The sequence below is a fragment of the Luteibacter sp. genome (assembly GCF_009912395.1).
Taxonomy (GTDB): Bacteria; Pseudomonadota; Gammaproteobacteria; order Xanthomonadales; family Rhodanobacteraceae; genus Luteibacter.
The window spans coordinates 53,005-75,020 of record NZ_WNDO01000005.1 but is presented as its reverse complement, the minus strand read 5'-3'; the positions used below and the strand labels follow the sequence as shown (position 1 = coordinate 75,020).

General features: G+C 66.7%; 19 protein-coding genes. 10 read left to right on the top strand and 9 right to left on the bottom strand.

Annotation, left to right across the window (positions count from 1 at the left end):
* Position 1: 1 nt before the first annotated feature.
* The gene (locus GAK28_RS06950; RefSeq protein WP_291776531.1) at positions 2 to 433 is read right to left on the bottom strand and encodes an AraC family ligand binding domain-containing protein; all 432 of its coding nucleotides are present in this window, start codon (positions 431 to 433) and stop codon (positions 2 to 4) included.
* Between the two features lie 82 nt (positions 434 to 515).
* On the opposite strand from GAK28_RS06950, the gene GAK28_RS06945 reads away from it, so the two are divergent.
* Positions 516 to 776, top strand: a complete 261-nt coding sequence (locus GAK28_RS06945) for a hypothetical protein (RefSeq protein ID WP_291776529.1) — start codon at positions 516 to 518, stop codon at positions 774 to 776.
* A 3-nt stretch (positions 777 to 779) separates the two neighbouring features.
* Here GAK28_RS06945 and GAK28_RS06940 read toward each other — a convergent pair whose 3' ends face one another.
* The 3 genes from GAK28_RS06940 to GAK28_RS06930 all read right to left on the bottom strand — a co-directional run bounded on the left by GAK28_RS06940 (position 780) and on the right by GAK28_RS06930 (position 6,907).
* On the bottom strand, positions 780 to 3,812 hold the full coding sequence (locus tag GAK28_RS06940) for a sensor histidine kinase (RefSeq protein ID WP_291776526.1): 3,033 nt from the start codon (positions 3,810 to 3,812) through the stop codon (positions 780 to 782).
* Positions 3,813 to 3,878: 66 nt separating this feature from the next.
* A complete protein-coding gene (locus GAK28_RS06935) occupies positions 3,879 to 4,736 on the bottom strand; it encodes an alpha/beta fold hydrolase (protein ID WP_291776524.1) in 858 nt (285 codons plus the stop codon).
* Positions 4,733 to 6,907, bottom strand: coding sequence for an ATP-binding protein (locus GAK28_RS06930; RefSeq protein ID WP_291776522.1), 2,175 nt, complete (start codon positions 6,905 to 6,907; stop codon positions 4,733 to 4,735). Before GAK28_RS06930 ends, GAK28_RS06935 begins: the two co-directional genes overlap by 4 nt.
* 615 nt (positions 6,908 to 7,522) lie before the next feature.
* Between GAK28_RS06930 and GAK28_RS06925 the strand changes: the two genes are divergently transcribed.
* The gene (locus GAK28_RS06925; RefSeq protein WP_291776520.1) at positions 7,523 to 10,549 is read left to right on the top strand and encodes a TonB-dependent receptor; all 3,027 of its coding nucleotides are present in this window, start codon (positions 7,523 to 7,525) and stop codon (positions 10,547 to 10,549) included.
* Between the two features lie 100 nt (positions 10,550 to 10,649).
* On the opposite strand, the gene GAK28_RS06920 is transcribed toward GAK28_RS06925, so the two are convergent.
* Complete coding sequence (locus tag GAK28_RS06920) at positions 10,650 to 11,159, bottom strand: hypothetical protein (RefSeq protein WP_291776518.1); 510 nt, start codon at positions 11,157 to 11,159, stop codon at positions 10,650 to 10,652.
* Positions 11,159 to 11,551, bottom strand: coding sequence for a hypothetical protein (locus tag GAK28_RS06915; protein WP_291776516.1), 393 nt, complete (start codon positions 11,549 to 11,551; stop codon positions 11,159 to 11,161). Before GAK28_RS06915 ends, GAK28_RS06920 begins: the two co-directional genes overlap by 1 nt.
* 233 nt (positions 11,552 to 11,784) lie before the next feature.
* Between GAK28_RS06915 and GAK28_RS06910 the strand changes: the two genes are divergently transcribed.
* Positions 11,785 to 12,561: a ferredoxin--NADP reductase gene (locus GAK28_RS06910; protein ID WP_291776514.1), complete on the top strand. Its 777-nt coding sequence runs from the start codon at positions 11,785 to 11,787 to the stop codon at positions 12,559 to 12,561.
* A gap of 60 nt (positions 12,562 to 12,621) precedes the next feature.
* Here GAK28_RS06910 and GAK28_RS06905 read toward each other — a convergent pair whose 3' ends face one another.
* Positions 12,622 to 13,272, bottom strand: a complete 651-nt coding sequence (locus GAK28_RS06905) for an RIO1 family regulatory kinase/ATPase (protein WP_291776767.1) — start codon at positions 13,270 to 13,272, stop codon at positions 12,622 to 12,624.
* Between the two features lie 94 nt (positions 13,273 to 13,366).
* On the opposite strand from GAK28_RS06905, the gene GAK28_RS06900 reads away from it, so the two are divergent.
* The 3 genes from GAK28_RS06900 (at position 13,367) to GAK28_RS06890 (ending at position 16,456) form a co-directional block, all read left to right on the top strand.
* Positions 13,367 to 14,137, top strand: a complete 771-nt coding sequence (locus GAK28_RS06900) for a DUF3298 and DUF4163 domain-containing protein (protein ID WP_291776513.1) — start codon at positions 13,367 to 13,369, stop codon at positions 14,135 to 14,137.
* Positions 14,137 to 14,619, top strand: coding sequence for a DUF456 domain-containing protein (locus tag GAK28_RS06895; RefSeq protein ID WP_291776512.1), 483 nt, complete (start codon positions 14,137 to 14,139; stop codon positions 14,617 to 14,619). The genes GAK28_RS06900 and GAK28_RS06895 overlap by 1 nt, the downstream gene beginning before the upstream one ends.
* Positions 14,620 to 14,692: 73 nt before the next feature.
* On the top strand, positions 14,693 to 16,456 hold the full coding sequence (locus GAK28_RS06890) for a DUF885 domain-containing protein (RefSeq protein WP_291776511.1): 1,764 nt from the start codon (positions 14,693 to 14,695) through the stop codon (positions 16,454 to 16,456).
* 120 nt (positions 16,457 to 16,576) lie between these two features.
* Here the strand turns inward: GAK28_RS06890 and GAK28_RS06885 are convergent, their stop codons facing one another.
* Positions 16,577 to 17,242, bottom strand: a complete 666-nt coding sequence (locus tag GAK28_RS06885) for a hemolysin III family protein (protein ID WP_291776509.1) — start codon at positions 17,240 to 17,242, stop codon at positions 16,577 to 16,579.
* A gap of 143 nt (positions 17,243 to 17,385) precedes the next feature.
* Here GAK28_RS06885 and GAK28_RS06880 point away from each other — a divergent pair, with 143 nt between their 5' ends.
* On the top strand, positions 17,386 to 18,213 hold the full coding sequence (locus GAK28_RS06880; RefSeq protein WP_291776508.1) for a universal stress protein: 828 nt from the start codon (positions 17,386 to 17,388) through the stop codon (positions 18,211 to 18,213).
* Positions 18,214 to 18,442: 229 nt separating this feature from the next.
* Positions 18,443 to 19,108, top strand: a complete 666-nt coding sequence (locus GAK28_RS06875; RefSeq protein WP_291776506.1) for an energy transducer TonB — start codon at positions 18,443 to 18,445, stop codon at positions 19,106 to 19,108.
* Positions 19,109 to 19,124: 16 nt separating this feature from the next.
* On the opposite strand, the gene GAK28_RS06870 is transcribed toward GAK28_RS06875, so the two are convergent.
* The gene (locus GAK28_RS06870; protein WP_291776504.1) at positions 19,125 to 19,415 is read right to left on the bottom strand and encodes a hypothetical protein; all 291 of its coding nucleotides are present in this window, start codon (positions 19,413 to 19,415) and stop codon (positions 19,125 to 19,127) included.
* A 162-nt stretch (positions 19,416 to 19,577) separates the two neighbouring features.
* Here GAK28_RS06870 and GAK28_RS06865 point away from each other — a divergent pair, with 162 nt between their 5' ends.
* Positions 19,578 to 20,156 (top strand): cysteine dioxygenase family protein, encoded by a 579-nt coding sequence (locus GAK28_RS06865; RefSeq protein ID WP_291776502.1) that lies wholly within the window; start codon positions 19,578 to 19,580, stop codon positions 20,154 to 20,156.
* A gap of 46 nt (positions 20,157 to 20,202) precedes the next feature.
* The gene (locus tag GAK28_RS06860) at positions 20,203 to 21,633 is read left to right on the top strand and encodes an FAD/NAD(P)-binding protein (RefSeq protein WP_291776500.1); all 1,431 of its coding nucleotides are present in this window, start codon (positions 20,203 to 20,205) and stop codon (positions 21,631 to 21,633) included.
* Positions 21,634 to 22,016 lie beyond the last annotated feature (383 nt).

The following is a 22,016-nucleotide window of genomic DNA, read 5'->3' as shown; positions in this document are numbered from 1 at the left end:
TTCATTCGTCCCAGCACGTGGCGGCCAGGCGTTCGCGCCGCACCGTCCATTCGCCTTCGCCGCCCCACTGGGCGATCCGCTCGACGAGGGTGAGGAACAACGGCGAGACCTCGGCGAGGAAAGTCTCGCCAGGCAGCTCGCGCCCTTCGCCGGGCAGCACGTAGAGGCTGAATCCGGTCAGCTCGCCATGCGAGTAGGCCGCATGCGCCACGCCGGGAGGAAGCCAGATGGCCTGCCCCGGCCCAATCAGCCAGCGGGCGGCTTGCGTGGCCACGCTCAGCAGGCCGCGCGTGGTGCCGAACACCTGTCCGTGGGGATGCGCGTGCATGCCGGTGTCGCGCATCTGCGGCACGACGCTCCACCACGCGCTCAGCCAGTGACCGCCCGCGGCATCGGGAAGCGTCATGAGCGGCGGGGGCGGATTGGCGTGCACGCGACGAAGTCTGGCGCGAACACGGGCGCGAGCCAAGCGTGCCCGCGTCACGCTATGTCCACCCCACCGGAGATTCCCCACCATGAAACCCCAGGACATCCTTCCCGACGACGTGAACAGCTTCGAGCTCGCCGGCGTCACCGTACGCAAGGGCACGATCGGTGCCTTCATCGTGAACGCGCGGGTGCTCACCGACCCGGCCAGCGACGCCGCCGCGCGCGCTGCTGCGCTGGAAGACGCGCTCGCGCTGGTGCCCGCGATGGAACAACTCGGCGTCTTCGAGGTCTTCCGGATCGCCGATACCGACCTCGCGGAGGTGGTGGCCGCATCGCGCGGCCGCTGAACTTCAGGGTTCGCGCCGCCGGAAACGGCGGCGCAGCCAGTGGCCGCGACCCGGGAAGGCGCGCTCCATCGGCACGCGTATCGTCACCACCGTGCCGCCCGCCAGGCGCGAGGTGATCGAGGGCACGGCGCCCATGGTGACCGCGCGCTCGCGAATACCTCGCAAGCCCCAGTGGCCATCGCGCCCTTCGCGCAACATCGTCTCGTCCATGCCGCGCCCATCATCGCAGACATGCAAGGCGAGATCGCGCCCCTCGACACCGAGCACCACGTCGATACGACTGGCGTCCGCATGCGCGACGGCGTTGTGCAGCGCTTCGCGGGCGATGCCATAGAGTTCGTCGCGCACGGCGTGATCCATACCCGAGGTATCGATGCGCGCATCGACGGCGATCGGCACCGTGTGTTCCTCCGCGTACGCGGAGGCCAGCTCGCGCAACGCGATCGTGAGGCCACGCGAATCCACCGCATGCGCGCGCAGTCCGCGAACGCGGTCGCGCGCCTCCACCAGTACGTCCTCCGCGCGATCCAGCGCCTGCTCCATCGCGTTGCGCAACACATCGCCTTCCGGCACGCGATTGGCGATGGCCTGGAAGCGCATGGACAGGCCCTGGATGCTTTGCAGCAAGGTGTCATGCAGGTCGCGGGCAATCCGTTCGCGTTCGGCGTGACGCTCTTGCAGGCGTTCGCGAAGGCTCGCCTTGATCCGCTGCACGCGTGCGAGGTAGGCGACGGCGAGCGCCGCCACGGCGGCGATAACGCACAACAGCGCGAACCACCACGCTTCGTAGAACGCTGGCGCGATGTCGATGGGCAGTTCGGCGCCCTGCTCGTTCCATACGCCATCCTCGTTGGCGGCCGTCACCCGGAACACGTAGTGTCCCGGCGGCGGATCGGTGTAGATCGCCTCGCGCTCCGTCCCTGCGTCACGCCAGCGCGTATCCAGCCCTTCCAGCCGGTAGCGGAAGCGCACGCGCTCGGGCATGCCCAGGCTTGTCGCGGTATAGGCGATGCGAAGACGCTCGGTGCGTGGCGGCAGGTGGACGGGCACCATCGTGGGCCAGGTGCCCATGTCGGTCGACACGGACTGGATATGCACCGGCGGCGGCAAGGTGTTGTGCGGCACGTCGGTGGGATCGATCGACACGATACCGCTGGTCGTCGCGAACCAGAGCCTGCCGTCGTCGGCGACGACGGCGCTGGGCAACGGCCGGAATTGCGACGGCGTACCGGGTAGGCCATCGAGCCAGTCGAACAGCTCCACGGGGGGGCGGTACGACGGCTCGCGGACCGCGCGACGCATGTCGGCGCCCGCGATGCGGCCCACGCCCTGTGCGCTGTTCAGCCAGATATCGCCGCGACCGTCCCGGACGATGCCGGTGATCCCGCGCAGCGGTTCGCTATCGGTATGCAGGTCGCGCACGTCCTGGCCGACCACCGCGGCAAGGCCCAGTTCGCCACCCAGCAACATGGCGCCATGGTCTTCCAGCATGGCGGTGACGTTGCCGATCGCCACGCCGTTGGCCGGGCCGAGCAGGCGATCGTGCGCCCCGTCGCGTACGAGCAGCGTGTTGCGCGCGAAGCCCATCCACAGGCGGTCCGCGCCGTCGCGGTGCAGGACCAGGGGCGATGGGTCGTTAGCCAGGGCAGGCAAGGTATCGAAGGTCCAGCGTCCACCGGTGTAGTGGTAAAGGCCGGGGCGGTTGATGGACAACCACACGCCGCCGTGCCCATCGCTCTCGATCGCCTGCACGCCGGTGTACTGCGGCGATGGCAGGTCGGCGAACGGCACCGGATCGGCGTCGGTGATCCGCCATACGCCTTCCGGTCCCGCCAGCCAGATGCCATCCGCATCGCGCGACGTGGCGGTGATCGCGCTGGTGAACGTGCTGGCTTGCAGGTGCGATGGCTCGATACGGGCCAGGGGCCGGTTCTTCGTGCCGGCCCAGATGCCATGCCCCTTCGCGGCGACGATCGCGAAATCCGAGGCGCCCGGTACCGTGGGTGCGGGCTCGAGGCGACTGACCCGAAACCGATCGAGACCACCCGTGCCGCCAATCCAGATGTTGCCCTCGCGATCCTGGATCACCGCATCCGCGGCATCCGACGACAGGCCATCGTGCTCGACGAAGCGTTGCGCCACGGTGCCGCTGGCATCGATGACCTGGCGAGGCAGGTCGCGCACGTAAGGCACGCGCCGGATCCCGTCACCGAGTGTCGGCATCCACAAGGCGCCGTCGCGATCGAACAGCAAGCCTGCCGACGACAGGCGCAGCACCGGTCCCATGTCGTCGGGGTTGCGATCGCCGGCCCAGGCCGGACGCACGCCGCCATCCGCTTCCGCCACCCAGATCGTGCCATCGGGTGCCTCGGCAATGCGATTGATCCGCCCGACATCCGTCGTGGCGACGATGAAATGCTGGCCGCCGTTGGGCAGCCACTCCAGCGCCCGTTCGGTGGCCACCCACAGGCGGCCCTCGCGATCCACGGCAAGGTTGCGGGCACGCGCGCCATGCAGGCCCATGACGGGGCTGACGGTATGCCAGCGGCCATGATCCAGTTGCACCAGGCCGCTGAACGTGGCGGCCCAGATACGCCCATCCGGCGTACCGGCGATGCCGTAGACCGTGGCGGTGGGCAGCCCCGACCCGGCGGCGTAGTGCGTCGCGCGTCCATCGGGCGCGACGTAGGAGATCACGCCATAGCGGAAGCCGATCCAGAGGCCACCCGATGGAGGGGCGTACAGCGTGGAAATGGCCGAGGCGAGAAAGTCGCTGCCATGCGGGCGGTAGCGCTCGAAGCGCACGCCGTCGAAGCGATACAGGCCGCTGAGGGTGCCCAGCCAGAGATAGCCGTCGGTCGACTGGGCCAGCGCCGTGACCTGCCCGGGTGCCCCTTCGCGCACCGTCCATGCCGTATGGAAGAACTGGTCGATAGTGCGCTCACGGCTGTCGGACGCCCACGCGGACACCAGCCAGCCCCACAATGCTAGCCCGACGATCCCTGACCTGGCCATCGCGCGCAGCAGGTGACGCATGTCCTTTCCCATACGGTGTGGCCCAACGATAACCCGCCGGACGCCCGGCGTCGCGGCTAAAAATGCTCAGCCGGCAAGGTCTATCCTGCGCAGGAACGCGAGCGTATCGGCCAGTACCCGTCCGGCGGCCGGCGATCGTTGCGGCGACGCCAGCACATGCGCCGCATGGTCGTAGGCGACCAGCACACGCTCTTGCGCTGGCGTGCCCAGCCACGCGAAGGCCTCGCGCATCGCGAGCACCGAGGTCAGCGTGTCGCGATCGCCCTCGCCGCCGTCCCACACGCCCATGAAGACAGGGCCGGCGATCCGGGCCAGGCGCTCGCGACGCATGCGCTCTTCGAACAAGTGGGCGATGGCTCGATAGCCATCGGTATGGATCATCGACGACCAGTAGCGCCGCTGGAAGTCGCTGCGCTCGCCCTGCGCCGGCACCGCGCCCTGGAGCGTGGTCGCCATGCGCAACTGGTCGGGATCGTGCACGCGGATACCCGGTGACCAGACGATGGTCGCGGCCACCGCGTCACCATGCGTTGCCGCCAGGTCGAGCGCGAGCGAGGCGCCCATCGAGGTGCCGACCAGCACCACGCGCTCGCCGAGCCGCAGGCCGATGGCCATCGCGGCCGCGGCATCGTTGCGCCAGCGCGCTGCCGTGATGCCCGCCATGGCCTGTGGATCGTCGCTGCCGTGGCCGTGCAGGCGGGCAAGGTAGAGGTGGGCGTCGCAGGCATCCGCGATGGCACGATGGGCCGGCGCGCCTTCCGCCTGGCTTGCCGTGAACCCATGCAGGTAGACGACGGCAAGGGGGCGGCGACGATGGGGCAAAGCGCCCTGGAAGACGACGCGGGCCTCGTTGTCGGGCTTGAGCGTGGCGACCTGTCGCTCGCCGGCATCGATAGCGGCGGCGAGGTCGTCCAGCCCGTTCAAGCGCCCGCACCCTCCGCCGAGCGCGTACGCATGGCTTGCAGGTCCGCGAAGCGATAGACCGAACGCGAGAGCGTATCCAGCTCCAGGTGGGCGGCATGCATGTCGCCGCCGGCGTCCACCAGCACCGACAGGTCATCGCAGACCCGCGAACCGCCCGGCAGACCAAGGTTGCCCAACACGTTGCGCAGGGAGTGAATGGCCTCGGAGGCGGCCGTGATGTCGTGGCAGAACATGGCGCTACGCAAGGCGTCGATGTGCGTGCCCGTGGCGCGCACGCACAGGTCGACGAAGCTGGCGAACTCCTCGTCGCTGGCCAGCACGCGCATTTCGTCCAGCGGCGAAGGTGCCTGGGCCTCGGCGGTGCGCACTTCGGGCACGGTCTGCCAGGCCCGCGCGGTGTCTTCCAGCCGGCGTTCCTCGGCGATCGACTCGATGACGTCCAGCAGGCGCTGGGCCGCGATGGGCTTGGTGAGGTAGGCCCGCGCGCCCGCCTTGAAGGCGATGCGCACGGCATCGTGGCTGGAGTCCGCACTGAGCATCACGATGGGCGGGACGACTTCCGTGCGCCGTGCGGCGTCGATGCGACCCAACACGTCCCAACCGGAACTGCCCGGCATGTGCAGATCCATGAAGATCAGGTCGAAATCCTGCGCGGCGAGGCAGGCCAGGGCCTCGTCGCCGCTGGCGCTGAACGTGGTCTGGTGGCCGGCGCGCTGGAGGATGCGGCCGACGATCTCGCGATTGGCCGCGTTGTCGTCCACGACGAGGCAACGCTGCGACGCGACGCGGCCCCGATGGTCGTCGAGCAGGTCCACCAGGGGCATGTCCGCCACACTGCGCGCGCCCTCGGCGGCGCGCGGCAGGGTGAAGCGCCAGGTGAACACGGTGCCGCCCAGCGGATTGTCGGCCACGTCGAGATGGCCCTGCATCTGCTCGGAGACGTTGCGCACGATGTAGAGGCCCAGGCCCACACCTTCCTGGCGTCGGCTCTCGCCCGCGCTGATCTGGTGGAACGGATCGAAGATGCGGGCCTTGTCCGCATCGGCGATGCCGATGCCGGTGTCGCTCACCGTGCAGGTGATGGTCGGATCGCGGCCCCCGATGCCTTCGCTGAGCTCGATCCGCACATCGACCGAACCGCCCGGCGGCGTGAACTTGACCGCGTTGGACGCCAGATTGGACAACACCTGTTCGATTCGCCCGGGATCGCCGCTGAACACGCCTTCCACCGACGCGTCGCGGGACAGCGTGAAGGCAAGGCGCTTCTCGGCCGCATGCGGACGGCAGACCGCGCCCACGGTCTCCAGCACCTCGTCGAAGCCGAACGGCTGGTGGCGCAGGTTGAACCGCCCGCCGGCGAACGAGGCAACATCCAGCACGGCGTTCACGCGATGCAGGAGGGCGTTGGCGTTGGACGCCAGCAGCGCGACCAAGCGGCGCTGATCGTCATTCATCACCGATGTGTCGATCAGCGACGCGGAATGGATCACCGTGCTGAGCGGCGTACGCATCTCGTGACTCATCATCGAGATGAAGCGATGCTGCGCCTCTCGCGAGGCGATCGCTTCGGACGACACCTCGCGCAGCGCATCCATCAGGCGATACAGCGTCATCGGTAGCACGACCACGAGGGCCAGGGCGTACAGCGCGTATGCCGGGCGCGACAGCCAATACCCATCGGGCGCGCTGATCGCCAGCACGGCCACCGAGGCGACGACGCTCGCAGCAAACGCCTTGCGGCTGTAGCGGACACCGACCGTGACCGAAAGGAAGGGCAGCACCGCGGTCAGGGTGATGACCAACATGAAGGCTGCCTTGAGCAGCACCCCGACGATGACGTAATTGGCCACCGAGCCGATGGCGTCCACGACCTGGCTGCGGCGCAATTGCGGCGCCGCGTGCATGCAGAGCATCCACAGGGTGGCCGTGAGGAACAGGCCGCCAGCGAGGGGGAACACCCTGTGGGCTTCCAGCGCCATGGGCTCCGGACCATGCAACCACGCCGCCGTCCACACCACGATGAAACCGAGGATCACGGCACGCATCAGCGAAACGCGATACTCGCGGAAGCTCGCCACGATACGGTCGATCCGCGGATTGCGCAGGCGTTCGGCGGCTTCGCTGAGCATCACCGGTTCGGCGCGCTTACCGCTACCGCCATCGATCTTCATGCCCGCCTGTTCCGCCCCCTACGCGATAATCGCCTAGTCTAGGGTCTTGACGTGCGCTGGCAAGCCCGGATTTCGCCAACATGGCGGCCATTTGGGCTAAGGCCCGGTTTCCCAATGGGATTCCCCGTCTCGTTCAGCATTGCGACGAGTCGTCGCAGTGTCTCCGTCCCTTATCGACGATCGCCGGATAGGTCCTACCCCTGCGGCCGACCTACCTGGACATGGCACGAGACTTGCCTCGATCCAAACCACGTCACAAAAACGCCACCTCGACGTGCTTCGTCGACATCCCGGGACAGCGCATCGGACGGTCTCTTTCAAGCCAGGCCATTTGCTGCGGCCGAGGCCATCAATAGCCGAAAATACCCATAGTTACGCGGTTTTCTGCTGCATCGCGACATCGACAACTTTCAATTGGACGTCCATATGGGGGCCTTCATCGAGGTCTGGACATCGCCCGAGTGCTCATGTAAATCGTTGGGGAGATCGATTTGGATCGAGGCAAATGGACAGGTGACGAACGACGGGGGACGGGGCTCGCCGCGGATGGCGAAGGGCCTTCGTCGCACGTCACCGCTTGCGTCTTTTTGTGGCACCGACATTCCTGGGGAGCACATGAACAAGCAGCGTCATACGCGGAGGAGCGCACTCGCGCTCGCCATCTGTACCTGTCTGGCCGGCGCAAGCGCCGTGCACGCACAGTCCACCACCGGTGGCCTCAATGGCAGCGTGCCTGCCGGGGACAACCAGAGCATCGTCATCGAGAGCGGCAGCGGCTTCCGCCGCGAGGTACCGGTCGATGCACGCGGCCGTTATGCGGTATCGCAGCTTCCGCTGGGCACCTACACCGTGAGCCTCGTCCGCGACGGCGCCACGGTGGATACCCGGAAGAACATCGACCTGCGCGTCGGCACGAGCACCGACGTGTCCTTCGCGGCCCCCGCCGCGAGCGCCGGCAACGCGACGAGCCTGACGGGCGTCACGGTCACGGGCACCGCGCTGCCCAGCATCGATGTCACCAGCGTCGACTCGCGCACCGTCATCACGTCGCAGCAGCTCGCCAAGCTGCCCCTGGGCCGCAGCGCCGAAGCGATCGCGCGACTGGCGCCTGGCGTGGTGAACAACGGCGCGAACTTCCAGAGCGACACCGGCCGCTCGGTGGCGAGCTTCGGCGGCGCGGCGGCGAATGAGAACGCCTACTACGTCAACGGCTTCAACACGACCGACCCACTCAACGCCCTGGGTGGCCTGCAGCTGCCCTACGGCGCGATCGACCAGCAGGAGGTCTACACCGGCGGCTACAGCGCCCAGTACGGCCGCTCCGACGGCGGCGTGATCAACCAGGTGGGCAAGCGCGGCAGCAACGAATGGCACTTCGGCGCACAGGTGCTCTGGGAGCCGGCCTTCGCTCGCTCGCATTACTCCGACCTGCATTACTACGCCACGCCGGGCTCCGCGCCCGCTGGCGATCTGTACCAGCCCAAGAGCGAAAACCGTCAGTGGACGACGACGGTCAGCGCATACGCAGGCGGCCCGTTGATCAAGGACAAGCTGTTCTTCTTCGTCGCGGGTGAGTTCGAAAAGGTGGGCCTGCGCAACGTCAACAGCGTGGGTTCCAATCCACCGGCATCCACCAACAACTACGAATCGCCCCGCTGGTACGGCAAGATCGACTGGAACATTACCGATAGCAACATCCTCGAACTGACCGGTGCCGGCGACAAACGCGAGGGCTCGGGGACACGATACAACTACGACTACGTCAATCGGTTGCGGACCGATCGGATCGGCGACGCCAATAACACCAAGACAGGCGGCAACCTCTACGTCGCCAAGTACACCGGCTACATCACCGATAACCTCACCATCAGTGCCATGTACGGCAAGATGGATTCGACGAACTACGACCAGGCCACCAACTACGATCCGACGCTGGCCCGTATCGACGATGCTCCCAAGCAGAATCCGGCGCTCAACGGCGGTCATTACATCAGCAACAACCAGGTGGGCAATATCAGTTCGCCAGGCCGGGGAAACACGTCCAACAACTTCCGCTTCGACGTGTCCTATGTCGCGGGTAACCACACGATTTCGGTAGGCATCGACAATGTCGTGTCCCGCGTCAAGGACTTCGGCGACATGAGCCCAGGCCCGGGTTACTCCTGGGATTACGGACACACGGATCATCCCGACCAGCCGATCTCCAAGGATGCCGGACGCAATTTCGTACCGGCGCCAGCTGACTTCCCGAACGGCCAGAACGGTTACTACGTCTACCGGCATGTGGTGGGCAACCGGGTCAACGTACGTTCGACCCAGCGCGCGCAGTACATCGAGGACAAATGGCAGCTCACCGATCAGTGGCTGCTCTCGATCGGCTTGCGCAACGACCAGTTCACCGACTACAACCAGTTTGGCAAGCCGTTCATCAAGCAGACCAAGCCCCAATGGGCGCCGCGCCTTGGTGCCTCATGGGACGTCAACGGTGACGGTTCGTTCAAGGTGTTCGCCAACGCCGGCCGCTATTACCTCGGTCTCCCGCTCAACCCTGCGACCGGCGCTGCGGCGGGCTACACCGACACCCAGCAGTACTACACATACTCAGGCATCGATGCCGCCACGGGCGCACCGACTGGACTCACCCAGATCAGCGGCCCGGTATCGGGCAACAACTCCTACGGTATCCCGCCGGATCCACGCACCGTGGCTGGCAAGAATCTCAAGGCGGAACACCAGGACGAGTTCATCCTCGGCTTCGACAAGTCGTTCGGCGATCACTGGGTATATGGCGCGAAGGCAACCCAGCGCATCCTGCGCAGCGTGATCGACGACTTCTGCGACGTGGGGCTGGTGACTGACAAGGCGACCGCCCTTGGGCATACCATCGGCAGCAGCAACAGCTGTTATCTCATCAACGGCGGTGCAGCCAACACCTTCACCCTCATCGATAACAACGGACAGGCCTTCTCCGTGCCATTGAGCCGCGAAGAAATGGGCTTCCCGGCCGTCAAGCGCAGGTATTACAGCCTCGAAGGATTCCTGGAACACACCTTCGACGGTGTCTGGTACGGCAAGATCGACTATGTTTTCTCACGCTCGTACGGTGACTCGGAAGGGCAGGCGCGTACCGATACGCGCCAGTCGGGCGCGGCCGGAAGCGTGGACTGGGACAACCGCTACGTCATGGATTACTCCAATGGCGTACTCGGTAACGACCACACACACCAGCTCAAGATGTACGGCTACTGGCAGTTCGCTCCGGAATGGCAACTCTCCGGCAACTTCCAGGCGATATCGGGCTCGCCGAAGGTCTGCCTCAGCTACTACGGCGAAGACCATAGCAACCCGGAGAGCTACGGAAGCACATACCACTTCTGCAATGGCCAACCTGCACCGCCAGGATCGCAGGGTCGCCTGCCCTGGACGTTCCAGCTCGACCTCGGGTTGACCTATCGCCCGAACTGGGCGGAACAGAAACTGGCGTTCTCGGCCAACGTGTTCAACGTGCTCAATCAGCAACGCGCCACGTACCGCTGGCCGTCGAGCGAGGACGCACCGCAAACACCGAATCCGATCTTCGGCGTCCCCATCTACGTGCAGACCCCTCGCTACGCGCGCCTGGCCGTCACTTACGACTTCTGACGTCCCGGCACGACCACCCCATCCCTGTGTGACTTGCGCCCCCTTACGACGCATCCGGCCCCTCCCCGGCCGAATGCGTCGAAGCCGGGCGCTCTTTTTTTCAGCGGTCCGACGAAACGGTCGGCACGCCGTCCTTCAGTTCGAAATGAAAGGCGTAGTCGAGGCTGAAGGGGACCGTATGACGCGTCTGGGTGATCTGGCCGTTGGGGCCTTCGTGATCCTGAACGATGGTCATCGGCGTATATGTCCAGCGCAACGCAGCCTCGCGGCAGGCGGCCAGAAACGCTTCATGATGGGCATCGCCTTGCGGATCGAGGTCACGCACTTCGGAGACCTTCCCGTCGCCATCGACGATCACCTTCGCACGGATCGTGGCTGGCGGTAGGTTCTCGGCGACCAGGCCCGGAGGATAGATCGGCGGGTTCCTGGACATGATCTGCGCGCCGAAACTGCTCTGGTTCGCTTCGATCTTGTACCTGCCTTCCGCGCCTGCCGGCAACGCCTCGTAGCTCACCTGCCCGTCCTTGGACGCCTCCGTTTTCGGAACGGGCGGCGTGTGGGCGCACGCGGTCAGCAGCAAACAGAAGGCCACAACGAACAAGCGGCCCATCAATGCGCTTCCCCGGAAGCGGCCACGACCTGCTCGATGTAGCCGAGGATCTTCTCGGCAGGGATATCGAAGACTCCGGCGTCACCGTTGTCGTAAGCCTGCCGCCAGACGGCGTAGCCGTCCTTCCAGGCTTCGTCGGCATCGGCTTCGCCGATCATCTCCACGACGCTTTCATTCAGCGCTGCGCGAGTCATGACCGCATGGTGCATCGCCGGCTGGAGCCCACCAGGTACCCGGTGGTTGCGGAGCTTCACGCCCAGGAGGGAGACATGGAAGATCTCGCCGTCTTCCGGCTCGATGTCGATCCGACGGATCATCAGTCGGGAGGCGTCCTCCCCGGGACGCGCGTGGTAGGTCCAGGCTTGGTTGAGGGCGTACTCGGGTCGGGGCATGCGGTCGCCGTCCTTGAAGTGGGTGTCAGCCGATCTTAGACCACCGCGAGACGCCACGTCCGGCCGCGGGACACGCCTGGTGGTATCCTTGGCGCTATCCGCCCGCGTCCCTACAGGGGGTGCGGCGCGACGCGCGAGGCAGCGCGGCCCACGGGCCGCTTCCCCAGCCGACCACGAGGCCAGCGCGTCGCGCGATGGCCCAACCCTTTTCGTATCCGAGGTTCAAGCAAACCATGGTGGCACTGGCGACCGAGCACGTCATCGACGTGCACCACTGGAACGACACGCTCTTCAGCTTCCGCACCACCCGCGATCCCGGCTTCCGCTTCGAGAGCGGCCACTTCGTCATGATCGGCCTGGAAGTCGACGGACGCCCACTCATGCGCGCCTATTCCATCGCCAGCGCGCATTACGAGGAGCACCTGGAGTTCTTCAGCATCAAGGTGCAGGACGGCCCGCTCACCTCGCGGTTGCAGCACCTCAAGCCCGGCGACCCGGTCATCGTCAGCCGCAAGCCTACCGGCACGCTGGTGCTCAACGACCTCAAGCCCGGCAAGCGTCTTTACCTGCTGGGCACCGGCACGGGCCTGGCGCCCTTCATGTCGATCATCCGCGATCCGGAAACCTACGAGCGCTTCGACACCATCGTGCTCGCCCACGGCGTGCGCCACGTCAACGACCTGGCCTACTCCGACTACATCGAGAACGAGCTGCCGAACCACGAGTACCTGGGCGACCTGGTGCGCGAGAAGCTCGTCTACTACCCGACGGTGACCCGCGAACCGTTCCGCAATCGTGGCCGCATCACCGATGCCATCGCCGACGGCGAGATGGCCCGCGCCACCGGCCTGCCGCAGATCAACCCGGCGGAAGACCGCGTGATGCTGTGCGGCAGCCCCTCGATGCTCGAGGACATCTGCGTGCTGCTCGATGGCGAAGGCTTCCAGGCCTCGCCGCGCACGCGTGAGCCGGGCGATTACGTGATCGAGCGAGCGTTCGTCGAGAAATGAGACTGTAGGAGCGCGCTTGCGCGCGATCGCGCGCAAGCGCGCTCCTACAGAAACCGCGTGTCAGCGGCGTATGCGGCCCTGCCCCTCGTTGTCCCAGTACCCGAATATCTTCCGCGCGATCAGCTTGTAAAGGCGCTTGCCCGTCGCGCGCCACAGGCGCGAATGCGGCGCGGGCTGCGCGAGGATGGCCTTTTGCCGCATCGAGAGCCTGTCGGCGATGTACGTGCGCTTGTGCTTGAGCAGGTGGCGGAGGTCTTCGCGCGCCAGCAGGCGAAACAGGGCGCCACGCCGGCCGCGCGTCCAGGCAATCTGGAAATCCACCAGGCCCGGGGAGCCGTCTTCGCGTACGAGCCAGTTGGGCTCCTTGGCGAGGTCGTTGTGCACGATGCCCCGGCGATGCAGCGTCGCGAGCAGGCGCAGGGCATCGCGGTAGTAGGCCGCATCGCGCGGCTGGCCCTGCTGCATGGGCAGGCCGGCCATGTAGCTGCGCTCCAGCACGCGTCCGTTCCAGGCCAGCAGGCGCGGCACGCCGTCGATGCCATCGAGACGGGCCAGGGCCCGCGCTTCGCGGGCCGCGGCACGTCGCGCGAAACCACGCGCCCACCAGCGGGCCGCGGCGATATCGCGGCGAATCACCACCTGGCCGTCGCGCTCCACGCGTTCGATCCGACCGAGTTCGTCGGCCTTGAGCAGGGTGACGGTTTCCGTCATCGCGTCGTACACGGTGTTCCTTCGTTTCGTTGACATCCTCTCCGCTGCGCGACGGCTACGCTAAGATGCCGACCTTGCAGGAAGATAAGTCGAAATGCTGGTGCGACACATCCTGTCGCTGGTCTTTGCCACCGCCGGGCTTGCCGCCTGCCGCGATGGTGCCGACCGGACGAACGGCGCTGATACGCCACCGTCCACCCGGACGAGTGTCGACAAGGATACCCAATCGAGCCATGAAGGCCTCTATACCGTGGAAGTGACGCTTCCCCAGTTGCCCGAGCGGGCCGCGCCCCTGCGCACGGCGATCGACCGGTACGTGGACGGACAAAAGCGCAGCTTCCTCGCCAGCCTCGACCAGCCCGGCGCGCACGAGCGTGCCCGCGAGCTGCCCTGGGACCTCAACCTGGACATCGCCGTCGCCTCGCGCACGGACCGCTTCATCAACGTGCAGGTGGACGGCTCGGCCTTCACCGGCGGCGCGCACCCGGCGCCTATCGTGGACAGCTTCACGTTCGACCTCGACGAGCAGCGCGTGGTGCACCTGCGCGATCTCTTCACCGACCCCGACGCCGCCGAGGGCGCCTTCGCCACCGAGGCCCGCCGCCAACTCATCGGCGCACTGGACGACGAGGACGAACCCCTGGCGTCGGACAGCCAGCAGATCGACCAGGGCACGACACCCGGCAAGGATCATTTCCGGGTCTTCAGCCTGCTGACAGGCCCCGACGACAAGGCCCACGGCGTCACGCTGATCTTCCCGCCCTACCAGGTGGCGGCCTATTCGGCCGGGCCGCAGGCGGTGGACGTGCCCAGTGACGCGTTTTCCGCGTACCTCAAGCCCGAGTACCGAGAGGCCTTCCGCTGATGGAGATCGCCCTCTACCTGCTCTCGGCGGTGTTGGTCATCGGCGGTGTCGCGGGTGCGATCCTGCCGGTCCTGCCGGGTATTCCCATGATCTTCGGGGGTATCTGGCTCGCCGCGGCGGTGGACGAATACCGGCACCTGGGCTGGGGCTGGCTGGTGGCGATCGGCGTCGCGGGCGCGATCGGCGTCGGCCTGGATTTCGTCTCGGCCTCGCTGGGCGCCAAGCGCATCGGCGCCAGTCCGCGCGCGCTGTGGGGCGCTGGCGCGGGGACGGTGGTGGGCATGTTCTTCGGCATCCCCGGCCTGCTCCTCGGCCCGTTCATCGGCGCGATGGTGGGCGAGCTGTGGTCCGGGCAAAGCGTCCTGCGCTCCGCCCACGTCGGCGTGAGCACCTGGATCGGCATGCTGCTGGGGATCATCGCCAAGGTCGTGATCTCCTTCCTCATGATCGGCATGGCCTGCGTGGCGCTGCTTTTCAGCTGATCCCCCGGAAGGACCATTGGCGGCAGCGTGCCGCTGGGGCTAGTCTCCCTGCGATTCCACCGGGGAGACCTCCATGTTCCGACGACTCACCCTTGCCGCCGCCGTGACCTTCGCGGTCGGCAGCCTTCACGCCGCGCCCGCGCAGCCGGCCTGGATCGCCCGCAGCAACGCTGACGCGCAGATACTGCTGGACATCACCGCGCGATTCAGCCCCGAATCGGCGACCGACATCGGCATCAAGGGTTACGACGAGAAGATCGCCGACCTCAGCGCCGACGCCGAAAAGCGCCAGCGTGCCGCGCTGGTCGACGCGAAGCAGAAGCTCTCCGCGCGCCTGGCCGAGGAAAAGGACCCCAACGTCCACCAGGACCTGCAGATTCTGATCAAGCAGATCGACGGCAACATCAAGGGGATCGACCTCAACGACAAGTATCTCCTGCCCTGGTTCGACGCCGGCCAGATCGTCTTCAGCGGCGAATTCTCCCTGCTGAATGCCGAGAGCACGCCGGAACAGAACAAGGCCGCGCTCGGCCGCCTGCAGTGCTACACCGGCATCACCCCGGGCTGCACCGCCCTGGTGGACCAGGCCCGCGCGCGTACCACCGCCGCCCTGGGCGACAAGGCGCTGCTGGGCCCGGTCAAAGCCGACGTGGAACAGAAGCTCGGCAACACGCAGCGCTATGTCGACGGTATCCGCAAGCTGTTCGCGGACAAGAAGGTCGCCGGCAGCGACGCTGCGATGGCCAAGCTCGACCAGCAGCTCAAGGACTACAATGCCTGGGTGAAGCAGACCGTACTGCCCCGCGCGCGCACCGACTTCCGCCTGCCGGAACCGCTCTACGCGTACAACCTGGAGCAGGTGGGCCTGGATATCTCGCCGCGTGACCTGATCGGCCGCGCGCAGCTCGAATTCATGGAGACCACCTACGCTCTGCAATCGCTCGCTCCCGTGGTGGCGAAGGCCGAAGGCCTGCCGGACGGCGACTACCGCGACGTGCTCAAGGCGTTGAAGAAGAAACAGCTGCCCAAGGACAAGGTCGAGCCGACCTACCACACGGTGATCGGCAAGATCGAGGACATCATCCGCAAGCAGCGCATCGTCGAGCTGCCCAAGCGCCAGCTCGCGATGCGCCTGGCCTCGGAAGCGGAGAACGCCCGCACGCCCGCGCCGCACATGGATCCGCCGCCCTTCATCAACAACACGGGGCAGCGCGGCACCTTCGTGCTGACCACGGGTAATCCGCCGGCCAACGGCGACACGTCGCAGATGTACGACGACTTCACCTTCGAGGCCGCGGCGTGGACGCTCACCGCGCACGAGGGACGCCCGGGCCACGAACTGCAATTCGCGGCGATGGTGGAGCAAGGCGTGTCGCTCACCCGCAGCCTGTTCGCCTTCAACAGCGTGAACGTCGAAGGCTGGGCGCTCTACGCCGAGACGGAAATGGTGCCGTACGAGCCGCCGGCCGGCCAGTTCATCGCCTTGCAGTTGCACCTGCTGCGCGCCGCCCGTGCCTTCCTCGACCCGATGCTCAACCTGGGCATGGTCACCCGCGAGCGAGCGCACGACATCCTCGTGCACGACGTCGGCCTGTCCGAGCCGATGGCCCGCCAGGAACTGGATCGCTACACGTTGAACTCGCCGGGCCAGGCCACGTCGTACTTCTACGGGTACTCGCGCATCCTGCAGCTGCGCGCGGAAACCCAGACCAAGCTTGGCGACAAGTTCGACCGCAAGGCCTTCAACGATTTCCTGATCGCCCAGGGCCTGTTGCCGCCGGACCTGCTAGCCGAAGCGGTGCGCACACGCTTCATACCCGAGCAACAAAAGAAATGATCCTGTAGGAGCGCGCTTGCGCGCGATGGGGCTTGCGTCAGCCTGGCATCGCGCGCAAGCGCGCTCCTACAAAAAAAAGGGTTGCCGCGATCCATGGCGTTCGCGCCGTCGCCATGGAGCTCAATGCGACGGCGCGTCAGGAATGACGTAAAGCAAGATCGCCAGGTAATGCAGCACGCTGCCCGCCAGCACGAACAAATGCCAGATCGCGTGGCCGAACGGCAGCTTCTTCGCCACGTAGAACGGCACGCCCGCCGTATAGGCCACGCCACCGGCGAACAGCAGCACCAGGCCGCCGGTCTCCACGTTCTCGCGTAGCGGCTGGATCGCCACCACGGCGACCCAGCCCATCAGCACGTACATCACCACCGCCGCCTTGCGGTAGCGCTTGAGCATGCCCAGCTCCGCGGCGCTGCCGACGATGGCCAGCGTCCAGATCGTGCCGAACAGCCCCCAGCCCCATGCGCCGGGCAGCGCCAGCAAGGTGAACGGCGTATAGGTGCCCGCGATAAGCAGGAAGATGGCGATATGGTCGAGCGTGCGCAGCACGCGCTTGGGCATCTCGCCCGGGACCGAGTGATAGAGCGTCGAGGCGGTGTACAGCAGGATCAGGGTGCTGCCGAAGACCGAACTGGCGACCACCGTGCGGACATTCCCGTACATCGCCGAGAAGGCGACCAGCACGGCGAGTCCGGCGATGCTGAGCACCACGCCGATGCCGTGGATCACGCTGCTGGCGACTTCTTCGGCAAAGGGGTAGCGCGGCCGGGCGCTGTCGAGGGTCATGGAAGGTTCCAGCGGAGCGAAGAGGGAGTATCCGAGGGTACCGCAGGGGGCCGCTTGTCGAGAACCGCTCTCATCGGGCAATTTTTGCCTGTCGTCACGGAACGGCCATTGACCTTGCCTGTCTGGCGGTGTTCCATGCCGTCATGACCCTCGAACTGCTGCTGCATATCGCACGTCTCCCGCCCCAGGGCGCCGGCCTGCGCGCCGCATTGGCCATGGCCTCGCGCATCGGCGCACGGCTGGACGCCCTCCACGTGGTCGACCTGCCGGCGACGGCCTTCACCGTTCCCGAAGCGGTGCCGATGCAGTTGGACGCGGTGCGCCAGCGCACCACTGACGCCAAGGCGATCTCCGATGACTGGTCCGCCCTGGTCACCTCGCGTGGTCTCAAGGGCAACTGGCGCGTCGGCACGGGCGACACGGTGACGTTGCTGGCACACGCGTCCGCGGGCTACGACCTGGTGGTGATGGAGCGCTCGTCCACCATGCGTGGCGACGCGCCCGTAGGCTTCGGCGTGGTCTCGCGCACCGTGTTCGCGTCCAGCCGGGGCGTGCTGGTAGTGCCGGACAACGCGCCCGTCGACACTCTCGGCGAGCACGTGCTGGTGGCTTGGAGCGGCAGTCGCGAGTCCGCGCTCGCCGTACGCTCCGCCCTTCCCCTGATGCGCAAGGCCTCCCGTGTGACCGTCATCGACGGCAGCCGCGACGAAGACACCGGCACCTGCGCCCTGCCCGACACCGACATCTGTGGCTGGCTCGATACCCACGGGGTCAAGGCCGAGGTACGCCGCCTCGACGATGCGTCCCTGTCGTCGCCCGGCCCCGCCTTGCTCGACATCGCCCACCGGGAAGGCGCCGACCTCATCGTCATGGGCGCCTGGGGCCGCTCGCGCCTCTCCGAGATGGTGCTCGGCGGCACCACCCGCTACCTATTCATGCAGTCCGACGTGCCAATGCTCGTCGCCCATTGACGAACGAATGCGCGCTGTGGGAGCCGCTTCAGCGGCGATCCCGCGGCAGCGGGCCTACGGATAAGCCGAGGCCGTCATCGCAACATCGATTCGCCCCGCGAATCCTATTGCAAGATCCTGCGCACTGAGCCTAATCTGAAACCGGACCTGAACACGATCCCCGCCGGCCCCCACCCGGCCGTGTTCCCGACCGCGCATCACCTTCCCCTCACGTCGCAGGAGGTGGCTCATGTCGTTCGCTCGTCCGCAGTCCCTGGCCGGGGTTCACCCGGATACCGTCCGTATCGTCGCGATGAGCGCGGCGATCGCCCTCAACGCTGCCGCCCTGATCGCCGTGATGCGGCCCATGGTGGCGCATATCGAAACCGCCCCGCTGATCGCACCGGTGATCCGTCTCGTGGACCATCCGACGGAACCCAAGGTCGTGCCACCGCCGCCGATCGACCTCAAACCGGTGCCCGTCGTGCGCCATGACGTGGCACCGCCCGTGGTGACCAGGCCACAACCCGTAGCGCCGCCCCAGGCAACACCCACCGAGGAAGGCAGTGCGCCGATGACGCCCGCCCCAACGGCCGATGCCGCACCCACGACCCCGGCCGTGGTGTCGGCACCGGTGGAGGCCCACCTAGCTTATGTGTCGGCGCCCGCACCGGCCTACCCGAGGGCGGCGATCTCGCGGCGCATGGAAGGCACGGTGACCTTGCGGGTGCTTGTCGACGAGACGGGCAAGCCCGTGCAGGTCGAGATCGAAAAAAGCAGCGGGCACTCGATCCTGGACATCACCGCACGCGACCAGGTGCTCGCCGCGTGGCGCTTCCAGCCCGCCACGGCCGACGGCAAGGCGGTGCGCGCCTGGGCGCGCATCCCCGTGTCGTTCGATCTGAGACAACTCTGAAGCAAGGGCGCCGGCGTCAGCGCGACGCCGGCGTCACCACCACGTCCGGCTTGCGGGTGGCCCGGGCGATGCCCCACACCAGCAGCACCAGCAGGCCCACCGGTAACAGGATCGGCATCAGGGCCAGGGCGACCACCGGGGCGACCAGCAGCATCGCCACGCCGCCCACCAGGGCGCCAAGCAGGCTGCCGACCAGGCTGAACACGCCACCGACGATACCGAACACCAGTTTCAGCATCGCGCCGATCAGGGCGAAGACCAGCCAGAAACCGGCGGCGAGGACGACGAGCGAAGTGAGGACGATCATGGCGAAGCTCTCCGTTACGCAAGGCCGCCCGTGGGCGGTTCGTTCCTTGGATGCGGCCTTTCGCAAAAGAGTTTAAAGACGTTTTCGCGACCGGGGGTTACGAGTGTTTAACAGCCCCCATGCTCCACTTTCCCCCAGTCGATTTACGGGGCGGGCCCTTCCATGGGTAAACGTTCATCCATCATCACCAGCTTGCGCGACATCGCGTTCGACCTGTCGGACGGCGAACACCCGGACCTGGCCTCCATGGGGCGCGAGATCGGGCGCGAGCTGCACGCGCGCAACGGCGAGGTCCTGGCATCCCTGGGAGCGCTTCGCGAGCGTCGCCGCGGCTTCGAGCGCTGGATGCTGGCCGAGCGTTCCAAGCCACCCGTGAGCGTGCTGGTTATGGCGTGGCCACCGGATTACTCCACCCCCGTGCACGACCATGGCGGATTGTGGGGGCTCGAAGCCACCATTGCCGGCGCGCTCGAGGTCGAGTCGTTCGACAAGGGCGACGACGAGCACTCCCTGCGCAGCAGCGGCCGCACCTGGCTGGGTCCGGGCGACGCCACCTGGTTCGACGGTGCGGAAACCCATGCACATCGCTGCCGCAATCTGTCGCGGCACGACACGGCCCTCACGCTTCACGTGTATGGTGGCGATCTGGCACAGTACCTCGCGTATGAGCAGCCCGGTCCCTCCGGACACTGGATCGCACGACCGAGGCAGTCGATCATTGCGGGACGCCTGACGGCCTGACGGTCTCACGGCCCTCCACCCCACCCTACGGGCGAAGGACCAACACATGTTTCAGAAAGTCGCCATCATCGGCGGTGGCGCAGCAGCGGCGACGCTGGTGAGTGAATTACTGGAGCGGCGAACCCCCAAGCCGCTCCATCTCGACTGGTACGCCGGTCGACCCGACGCCGGTCGCGGCGTCGCCTATGGCACGCCGTCGGAGCGTCACCTGCTCAACGTACGTGCCGCTTCGATGGGCATGTTCGTCAGCAAACCTGGCGGTTTCCTCGAGTACGCGCAGTCGCTCGACCCGCACGTCAAGGGTTCCGATTTCCTGCCGCGCAAGTTGTACGGCGATTTCCTGCGATCGCGTGTCGAGCAGGCGATCGGAAACGCCCACACGTTCAAGCACCACATCAACGTCGTGCCGTTCACCGCCGATTCGCTGGTGCCTTCGAAGGAAGGCATCACCATCGGCTACGGCGACGAGTCCGCCCATGCGGACGCGGCCGTGCTCGCGATCGGTTCGCTGCCTCCGCGCCCGCTGCCGGGCGTGCAGGACGCGGCGATGGCCAGCGGTCGCTATGTCACCGATCCGTGGCCTTACCTGGCCTCGGCCTCCGAAGACGACAGGCCCTTGCGTGTCCTCGTGATCGGGCTGGGCCTCACCGCCGTCGATGTCCTGCTGGAGCTGTCGGCGAAGTGGCCCAATGCGCGATTCACCGCGCTATCGCGCCACGGCAAGCTGCCGGAACCGCACCTGGATTCACCGTCGGTACCCGGTGACGACGGCAGCGACCTTATCGAGGCGCTGCGCGACGATCCCAACGCACGCAACTGGTCGAAGCGCCTGCGCAAGGCGATGGGATTGGGTCGCTACGCGCACGGCGCCAACAGCGACGAAGAACGCGCCGTGGACTGGCGTACCGTCATCGACGGCATGCGTCCGCACACGCAGTCCTTGTGGGCCGACCTTCCCGTGGCCGAACGCGCCAGGTTTCTGCGCCATGCGCGCTGGGCGTGGGAACGTGCACGCCATCGTATGCCGCCGCAGGTCACCGACGCGGTGATCAAGCTCGAAAAGGCCGACCGCCTGAAGCGCCTGCGCGGTCGCATGCGCTCGGTGAGCCTCTCGCCTGACGGTGAACTCGCGGTGCTGCGCGCCCTGCCCGGCGGCAACGAAATCACCGAAACCTACGACATCGTCGTGCAGACCGTCGGCCTCAACACCGATACGCTGCGTACTAAGCATCCCCTGGTACGGCAGTTGATCGTCGACAATCTCGTGCTGCCCGATTCGCTGGGCCTTGGCCTGAAGGCGCAACGCGACGGTCACCTGCTCGATCACGATGGCAAGCCACGCGCGAACCTCTTCGCTATCGGCAGCCTGCTGCGCGGTGCGCTGTGGGAATCCACGGCCATCCCCGAGATCCGAAGGCAGGCGCAGTCGGTGGCGAACATGCTGGTGTCCAACAAGCCGGAAAAGGCGACGAAGTAGCGTCGTCGCCTTTCAGGTTTCTGTTTTCAAAGCAACGATAGCCCACCTATCGTCGTTCCAGCGAACGCTGGAACCCAGCGCGAGGCGAGCGGTTGTCGCGTCGCGGCCTCCTACGCAAAGGCCGATGCAGCGCCCTCGCCCTACTGGCGAACCGAGGCGCTGGGTTCCTGTTTTCACAGGAACGACGAGCTCGCGATCCGTCGTTCCAGCGAACGCTGGAACCCAGCGCGAGGCGAGCGGTTGTCGCGTCGCGGCCTCCTACGTGGAGCCGATCCAGCGCCCTCGCCCTACTGGCGAACCGAGGCGCTGGATTCCTGTTTTCACAGGAACGACGAGCTCGCGAACCGTCGTTCCAGCGAACGCTGGAACCCAGCGCGGGGCGA